The organism is Streptomyces sp. HSW2009 (genome assembly GCF_040240285.1).
Lineage (GTDB): Bacteria > Actinomycetota > Actinomycetes > Streptomycetales > Streptomycetaceae > Streptomyces.
In genome coordinates this window covers 1-3,623 of sequence record NZ_JBEHZD010000678.1, presented here as the reverse complement: position 1 = coordinate 3,623, position 3,623 = coordinate 1, and the positions used below count along the sequence as shown (strand labels likewise).

Here is a 3,623-nt window from a genome sequence, read left to right as displayed (position 1 = left end):
CCCCCGCGGGGGGGGGGGGCGGCGGCGGCGGCGCGGCGGGGCCGGCCGCCCCGCCGGCTGAGCGGCGCGGGGCCCGGCGGATGGCCGAGGCACCTGCCGCCGCGGGCGGCCGGGGGCGGCTGACGGTCGGTCTGGCCTGGGCGTTGGTGCTGGTGGCGCTCTGGCTGTGGGGCAAGGGCAACGACCCCGGCGCCGGCGCAGCTCCGACCACCGGCGACGTGGCGGCGGTCGGCCGCCCCGGCGCGCACGCCCTGCCCACGCGACAGGGGCCCACACCGCACGGGCCCACCACTTCCCACGGCCCCGCGCCGAACGCCCCCACTCCGCACGGGCCCACCACTTCCCACAGCCCCGCGCCCGGCGCCGCCCCCCGTGCGCTGGACATCGCCGGCGCGGGCGTGCACCACGCGCCCGTCGTCGCCCGCGGCCTCGACGCGGCGGGCGCGGTCGAGCCGCCCCCGTACCGGCGGCCGGGCGACGTCGGCTGGTACCGGGCCGGCCCGCCGCCGGGCGCCGCGGGCGTCGCCGTCCTGGTCGGGCACGTCGACACGGAGTCAGGACCGGCCGTCTTCCACGACCTGAGCGCCCTGCGGCCCGGCGCCGCGGTCCGGGTCACCCGGACGGACGGCACGGTGGCTGAGTTCACGGTGGAGGAGGTCGCCGTCGTCCCCCGCGCCCGGTTCGACGCCCGCCGCGTCTACGGCCAAGGCCGCCCCGGCCGCGCCGAACTCCGCCTCCTCACCTGCGGCGGCACCTTCGACCGCGCCACGCGCACGTACACCGCCAACGTCGTCGTCTTCGCCTATCTGACGGGGGTACGGGGCGGGGTACGGGGGTGAGGGGCGGGCGAGCCGCCATGTCGCCGCGCGGTCGCGGGGCCCGCGCGCGGTACAACAGGGTGCCTACCTACACGTGCGCGCAGGGACGGGTGTGGAAGCAGTGGATCGACCGAACGTGCCCGGTGGGGAGAGCGGCGCCGCCCCGTACGACACGCCCGACATTGAGCCCGCAGCCGATGCCGCAGCCGCCCCCGACGTCGGCACCGTCGCCGCCGCGCGCCGTCGCCGCCGCAGGCCGCCCGCCTCCGGCTCGTACCGCAACAGCCCTGGCCCCAGCCCGAGCCACAGTCCCACCCCCAGCCCGAACCGCATCCCGAACCGCAACCCGAACCGCAATCCGTGCCCCGGCCGGCGCCCCGGCCCCCCGTACCGCGCCACCCCGAGACGTCAGCGCCTCGCCCGTACGGCCACCTGGGTCGGGGGCGCCGCCGCGGTGGCGGTGCTGGTGCTGGCCGGGTGTGGCGGAGGGGACGAGCGGCGCGCGGAGGGCGCGCCGATGCGGCCGGTCGGGCAGCGGCCCGCGTCCACCGTCCCGTACTGGGTCAATCCGCAGACCAACGCGGCCAGGCAACTCGCCGCGTACCGGGCGGCGGGGCGCGGCGCCGACGCGGAGCTCATGGCGCGGATCGCCCGGCAGCCGATCGCGGAGTGGATCGGTGCGGACGACCCGGAGGGGCGGGCCCGCCGGTTCACCGGGGCGGCGGAGGCCGCCGGCCGGGAAGGGCTGCTGGTGCTCTACAACATCCCGCACCGGGACTGCGGCCAGTACTCCAAGGGCGGCGCGCCCGACGGCCGGGCCTACCGGCGCGGGGTGGAGCGGGGCGCCGCCGGCATCGGGGACCGCCGGGCGCCGGTGGTCCTGGAGCCGGACGCGCTGCCGCACGTGGAGGACGGCTGCACGCCCAAGCGGTTCCACCGGGAGCGGTTCGCGCTGCTCGCCGCGGCCGTCCACCGGCTGCGCGCCCTGCCGCACACCAAGGTCTACCTGGACGCCGGCAACCCGCACTGGATCACCGACGTCAAGCGGATGGCCGACCCGCTGCGCCGCGCCGGCATCGAGGAGGCGGACGGGTTCGCGCTGAACATCTCCAACTACCAGACGACGCGTGAGAACACGGCGTACGGGAAGCGGCTGTCCGACCTGCTCGGCGGCAAGCACTTCGTGATCGACACCAGCCGCAACGGGCGCGGCCCGGCGCGCGGCGCGGACGACCCGCAGGCGTGGTGCAACCCCGGCGAGCGGGCCCTCGGCGAGCCCCCCACCACGCACACCGCCGACGAACGGGTCGACGCCTACCTGTGGGTCAAGCCCCCCGGCGAGTCCGACGGCCCCTGCAAGGGCGGCCCACAGGCCGGCGCCTGGTGGCCCGACTACGCACTTGACCTGGCCCGCAACGCGACGGCGGACTGAACCCGCCGTACAGGTACCGTCCCTGGCGAGTACGAGACACCCCCGATGCACCGGCCAGCCCCGAAGGGCCGGCCGGCGCCCGGTCATGCGCGACACGAACGGAACGCGCGGAGCGAGCCGTCCCCCCGGGTCACGTCACGGCAGCGTACGGACCGCCGCCGGCGCGCCCCCGGGCCAACCGTTCAGCGGCCGAACCCGATCCGGCGCCGGCGGCGCGAGCGGCCCGGTCGCCTTCAGGTAGCCGGTGACCGCGTCCGGCGTGGTGAAGTCGGTGCGGTGCCGGTTGCGGGTGTGGGCCAGCGGGGTGAAGCCCTCCTGGGTGCCGGTGGTGGTGAACTCGGCCGACGTGGTGTTGATCCGGTACGTGGCGTTCGGCTTGAGCGGCTTGCCGTCCACCCGGATCTGCCCGTACGGGATGCGGCTCTCGCGCGGCGCCCTGGGCTGGTACTTGTACGTGACGTTGCTGGACAGCGCCAGCGGCTGGAAGGTCTCCGGCAGCCGGGGGAAGCGCGCCTCGCACGAGCCCGTCGCGAACTGCGTGGTGTTGTCGCGGGCCAGGAGCTGGCCGTCGTCGGTGAGGGTCGCGGTGGCCCCGAACACCGGGTCGGGGGCGGCGGAGAATCCGCTGGAGTACAGCGTGCGCCCCGCGAGGTCGCGGACCGCGAGGTTGTCCACCCGCCCGCTCTCGCCGCCGCTGGTGCGCACGCCGATCCCGCCGCGGGCGAACTGCGTGTCGGTGCGCGAGTCGACCCGTACGCCGTCGACCCAGGTGGTGATCGTGCTGCCCTGGGCCCGGACCTTCACGTGGTGCCGGTCGCCCAGCTCGCCGGCCGGGATGACGGAGGTGATGTCGGTCTCGGGCAGCACCTTCCACGCGCCGTTGACGTAGGCGTGCGGCCTGAGCAGGACACGGCCGGGGGAAGCCGTGCCGTTGATCTGCCACAGGTAGTAGTTCTTCGCGTCCTGCTGGCGGAAGACGAGGCCGAGCGCGCCACCGGTGTCGATGGTCAGGTCGGCTTCGACGCTGCCGTCGGACCAGGACAGGTTGGGGCGCCACTGGCACTGGAGCAGGTCGCGGACCTCGCGGCCGGTCAGCTCGCTGCTGAAGACGCCGGGGCCGAGACCGCCGCGGTCGTTGTAGATCCCCAGGTAGACGTCGCTGAACTTGACCTCGCCGGGCGCGTCGTCGGCACCGGCCGGGGCGTGGCTGATGTCGCGGAGCATCTGGTTCGGGGAGGCGATGCCGATGGCGGCGGGGGCGCGGTGGCCCCGCCCCCCCCCCCCGCCGGCGCGGCGCCCCCCCCCCCCCGGCCCGGGCCCACCGCAGGCGGCGGCCCCCCCCGGGGCCCAGGAGGGCGACCCCGCCGGGGGCC

Annotated in this window: 3 protein-coding genes; 2 read left to right on the top strand and 1 reads right to left on the bottom strand. The window is 76.9% G+C overall.

The window, feature by feature from the left end:
• The first annotated feature begins 80 nt into the window (after positions 1-80).
• Entirely contained in the window at positions 81-839 is a 759-nt protein-coding gene (locus AAHZ94_RS30635; RefSeq protein WP_349996986.1) for a class F sortase, read from the top strand.
• A gap of 100 nt (positions 840-939) precedes the next feature.
• Complete coding sequence (locus AAHZ94_RS30630; RefSeq protein WP_502964832.1) at positions 940-2,250, top strand: glycoside hydrolase family 6 protein; 1,311 nt, start codon at positions 940-942, stop codon at positions 2,248-2,250.
• A 135-nt stretch (positions 2,251-2,385) separates the two neighbouring features.
• Here AAHZ94_RS30630 and AAHZ94_RS30625 read toward each other — a convergent pair.
• Positions 2,386-3,623, bottom strand: a 1,238-nt coding sequence (locus AAHZ94_RS30625; RefSeq protein WP_349996984.1) for a 5'-nucleotidase C-terminal domain-containing protein, incomplete at its 5' end; no start/stop codon positions are given.